3 protein-coding genes and 1 pseudogene are annotated in these 4,397 nt (G+C 64.2%); 3 read left to right on the top strand and 1 reads right to left on the bottom strand.

The features are described from left to right. A partial coding sequence (locus Q0379_RS00510) for a serine hydrolase domain-containing protein (protein ID WP_299002976.1) occupies positions 1–1,110 on the top strand: 1,110 nt, incomplete at its 5' end. Between the two features lie 78 nt (positions 1,111–1,188). On the opposite strand, the gene Q0379_RS00505 is transcribed toward Q0379_RS00510, so the two are convergent. Further along, positions 1,189–2,628, bottom strand: a complete 1,440-nt coding sequence (locus Q0379_RS00505; RefSeq protein ID WP_299002974.1) for a hypothetical protein — start codon at positions 2,626–2,628, stop codon at positions 1,189–1,191. Between the two features lie 202 nt (positions 2,629–2,830). On the opposite strand from Q0379_RS00505, the gene Q0379_RS00500 reads away from it, so the two are divergent. Both Q0379_RS00500 and Q0379_RS00495 read left to right on the top strand, forming a co-directional pair. Next, positions 2,831–4,138 (top strand): serine hydrolase domain-containing protein, encoded by a 1,308-nt coding sequence (locus tag Q0379_RS00500; protein WP_299002972.1) that lies wholly within the window; start codon positions 2,831–2,833, stop codon positions 4,136–4,138. Positions 4,139–4,174: 36 nt separating this feature from the next. Then, positions 4,175–4,397 (top strand): annotated as a pseudogene (locus tag Q0379_RS00495) (zinc-binding alcohol dehydrogenase family protein); the annotation flags it as partial.

The following is a 4,397-nucleotide window of genomic DNA, read 5'->3' as shown; positions in this document are numbered from 1 at the left end:
ATCCGTTCGGAGACCAAGCCGGTCACCGGCGTGGCGATGATGATCCTGTACGAACGGGGTCTCTGGCAGCTGGACGACCCGATCAGCAAGTACGTGCCGGAATTCGCCAATCTGCGGATCGCCAGCGGCGTCGATGCGGCGGGGCAGCCGATCCTCACTCCCATCTCGCGCCCGCCGACTATGCGGGAGCTGATGACCCATACGGCGGGCTTCGCCTACGGCATCGCGGACGATCCCAGTAGTCCTCCGGACAAGGCCTATTATCAGGCGGGCGTCCTTCAGTCGGGGTCGCTGGAGGAACTGGTGCGCAAGGTCTCCGGCCTGCCGATGTTCTCGGAGCCGGGTCAGCTTTGGCGCTACAGCGTCGCCGCCGACATTCAGGGCTACATCGTCGAGAAGCTGTCGGGCGAGAGCCTGCCGGTGTTCATGGAGGAGCACATTTTCGCGCCGCTGGGCATGAAGGACACGGCCTTCTATGTGCCCGCCGAGAAGATGGGGCGGCTGGCGGCGCTCTACGACGCCGACCCGGTCACGGGAAAGCTGGTTCCCGCCGTCGAAGGCGCCTGGCGCGACGTCAGCCGTTTGCCGGCCGCGCCTTTGGGCGGCGGCGGCCTGTTGTCGACCGCCGGCGACTTCGCGCGCTTCGCTCAGATGATCTTGAACAAGGGCGAGTTCGATGGCGTACGGATCTTGAAGCCCGAGTCCGTGGCCCTGATGACCCAGAACCACCTGCCGCCAGGCTTCGTGGTGACGACAAACGGCACGACGGGCGTCTTGAAGCCGGGGCCGCGTCCTTTCCCGTTCGCGGCAGGCATGGGCTATGGCCTGGACGTGGCGGTGGCCGTCGATCCGGCCGCCTCTGGCGCGCCCGTGGGCCCCGGCACGATCAGCTGGGGCGGCAGCGCCGGCACCTGGTTCTGGATCGATCCGGCCAACGATCTCTTCTTCATCGGCATGATCCAGCGCCTGGGCGGCGTGGGGCCTGGTCTGGACGCTCAGTCGCGTAGCCTTGTCTATCAAGCGATCGAGCGGCCGACGGAGGTCGCTCTTGGACCGCAGTCGGGACAGCATCCGGCCAAGACCTTGAGCAAGCCGGCCGTGGCGCGATAGCGACGACCATCGCGTATACGAAAAAGCTCCCCCGCCGAGCGAGGGGAGCTCCGTCGTGGCCTTGGAGGGCTGAAGATCCTAGGCCGCGAACAAGAGGTCGCCGCCGTCGGTGACCTTGCTGACCTTGAGGCCCGTGACGCCGGCCAGCTTGATCAGGCCATCGCCAGCGTCGAGCCCGAGCAGACCGTTCTGGTGGAAGACATAGGTGTCGCCGTTCCATTCGAAGACGGTGTTGCTGTTGGCGGCCGTCGCGCTAGCATAGGCCGTAAGGGCGTCGTCGAACGTGGCGGTGGCGACGAAATAGAGTTGCTTCTTTTCGCCGGGACCCGCGGCGCCGGCGAAGGTCAGCATGTCGAAGCCCTTTTGGAAGTCCTCGATGACCGCGATGTCGGTCACCTTGCCGTTCGACAGATGCAGGCTGGCGAACGAGCCGATGTCGATGTTGTCGTAGCCTTCGCCGGTGATGAGGCGACCGTCGAACTTCTCTAGGAAGATCGAGTCGTTGCCCTTGCCCGCGTCGATCAGGCCGCGCACGACGCCGTTGTCGACGATGATGATGTCGTTGCCGCCGGCCGTGCGGATGTGCTTGCCGGCGTCGAGCCCGCCCGGTCCATCGGTGATGATAGGCTTGATCACGTCATTGCCGTCGCTGGCCAGGACGTGGGTGTTATCGTCAGGTTCCTGATTATAGGCGTCGACGTTCCAGTCATGGGCGAAGCGGGCGCTCTCGCCCGGCAGGCCCGGGTCAGAGGGACCGCCCTGCGCGTGATCGCCGCCCGCGCCATAAATCGAATAGAAGTGAGCGAAGGGAACACCCTTGCCGGTCACCGCGACCTCGTTCAGGTAGGCGCGCACGGCGTCCGCGTAGGGACCTTGGCCGCTTTTCATGGCTTCGGCCATCAGGGCCCCGACCATGGCCGCGCGGCTGCCGATCCCGTTGCCGCCGTCGCCGCCCAACTCGACGAAATACTCTCCGCGCGTATAGGTCCCGCCGCGGCCGTTGGGCACTTCCGCATCCAGATAATCGAGGGTCGCATCGTGCGACAGGGAGACGCCGAATAGCTTCAGATAAGCCTTCTGAAGCGTCGCGAACATCGTCCCGTTCTCGCCGTACGTCTCTATGAAGTTGGCGCGGCCTTCGCCGCTCTTCGCCAAGCTGACCGCGAAGTTGATGTAGCGGTTCGTGGTGTCGAACTTCGCGTAGTAGGCGCTGTTCAGGTTGTTCGGATTCCCGCCCGCTGGGGACACCAGATAGTCCAATCCCGCCGTGTTCAGCGGCAGATCGGCGATGAAGCCGTAGGCCATCACGGCCACGGCGGTCGTCGCCTTGGCGCTGTCCATGATCCACTGGACGGCGGAGGCGTAGGTCCAGCCATCGCCCATCATGCCGTTGCGCGCGGCGTCGATGCCGCCGGCCATCATGTTCAGTTGAGCGGTCACGTCGGCGGGGAGTTCCGCATCGGTGGGGACGCGATGAACGTTGCGATAGATGCTGATCAGATTGGCGAGCGTGGCCATCGGTTGCCTAACATGTCTATTTCGTAATCCCTCGTGCAGTAAAAAATATACATGAACGCTGTTCGGTCAATCGGGCTCAGCATTAAATAACCTTCACCGTTGGAAGCGACGGTGGAGGGCGCTCGATGGCCGTTCAAAAAGCGGTTTCAACGCAGGGGCGCGCGCTCTAAGGTCGTGTCAAACATATGTTCGGGAGGGTGGTTTGGCGTTTCGTAGACTGGTCGGGACGGTTCTGGCCGCGACCATGCTCGCGGGCGGCCCCGCGATTGCGGCGACTCCTAAGACGGCAGCTTTCGTCGCGGCGGCTCCTGAAAGCGTGGGCTTCACGTCAGAGGGCCTCGCCAAGTTGGACGCCCACATGCAGGGCCTGGTCGATACCGGCCATCTCCCCGGCGTGACCACGATGCTAGTCCGGCATGGCAAGGTCGTGAACTATCAGGTCCACGGCAAGAAGGGCTTCGACGGCCCGCCGATGACCAAGGACACGATCTTCAGGATCTATTCCCAGACCAAGCCGGTCACGGGCGTGGCCATGATGATCCTGTACGAGGAGGGCAAGTGGAAGCTGGACGATCCGGTCAGCAAGTACATCCCGGAATTCGCTTCCCTGCGCGTCTTCAAGGCCGTGAATCCCGACGGCTCGTTTGACACCGTCCCCACCGATCGTCCGCCGACCATGCGCGAGCTCTTGAGCCACTCGGGCGGCTTCGCCTACGGCCTGGTCCCTGACAATCCGATCGACAAGGCCTATGCCCGCAACGTGCTGGCGGCGCGGACGCAGCAGGAGTTCGTCGACAACATCGCCAAGCTGCCGCTGGTCGCCCAGCCCGGGACCCGTTGGAAGTACAGCGTTTCCGTCGATATCCAGGGGCTGATCGTCGAGAAGCTGTCGGGCATGTCGCTCGGCGACTTCATGAAGACGCGGATCTTCGACCCGCTGAACATGACCGACACCGGCTTCTGGCTGCCGGCCGAGAAGATGGACCGCCTGGCCTCGCTCTACCTGTGGAGCCCCAAGGAACAGAAGCTGGTCCCGGCTAGCGGCTTCATGGTGCTGGACATCACCAAGCCTCCGGTCATGGCCTCGGGCGGGGGCGGCCTGGTTTCGACCAACGCCGACTATGCCCGCTTCGCCCAGATGCTGCTGAACGGCGGAACGCTGGACGGCAAGCGGATCCTGAAGTCCGAGACCGTCAAGCTGATGCGGACCAACGCCCTCAGCGACACGATCATGAACGCCGACGTCCCGCCGTTCAACACGGCCAAGGGGCGAGGCTTTGGTCTCGACTTCGCCGTCGTGCTCGACAGCGCCAAGGCGGGTCCGCAAGGCGATGGGACGTTCAGCTGGGGCGGCGCCGCTGGCACTTGGTTCTGGATCGACCCGAAGAACGACCTCTTCTTCCTGGGCATGATCCACATCCTGAACAAGGACGGCGATCCAGCGATCAAGGACATCGACGACGACAGCGCCAAGCTCGTCTACGACGCCCTGAAGGACCCCGAGAAGTAGGCCCTAAGGCCCATAAGAACGATAGGGAGCAACGGCATGAAGGCCGCCGTGTACTACGAGACCGGGGCGCCGGACGTCTTTCGCTATGAGGACGTTCCGGACCCGGTCTGTCATCCCCAGGGTGTGGTCATCCGCGTCGAAGCCGTCAGCATCGAGGGCGGCGACACGCTGAATCGCGGCGGCGGCCAGATGGCCGGCAGTCCGCACATCGTCGGCTATCAAGCCGCGGGCGAGATCGTCGAAGTCGGCGCCGAGGTCT

Source organism: uncultured Caulobacter sp., from assembly GCF_937900395.1.
Classification (GTDB): Bacteria; Pseudomonadota; Alphaproteobacteria; order Caulobacterales; family Caulobacteraceae; genus Caulobacter.
This window is presented reverse-complemented; position numbering and strand designations above follow the sequence as displayed.

Coding starts and splice junctions, on each gene's coding strand:
- Q0379_RS00505 (WP_299002974.1), bottom strand. CDS start 2,628: ATGGCCACGCTCGCCAATCTGATCAGCATCTATCGCAACGTTCATCGC.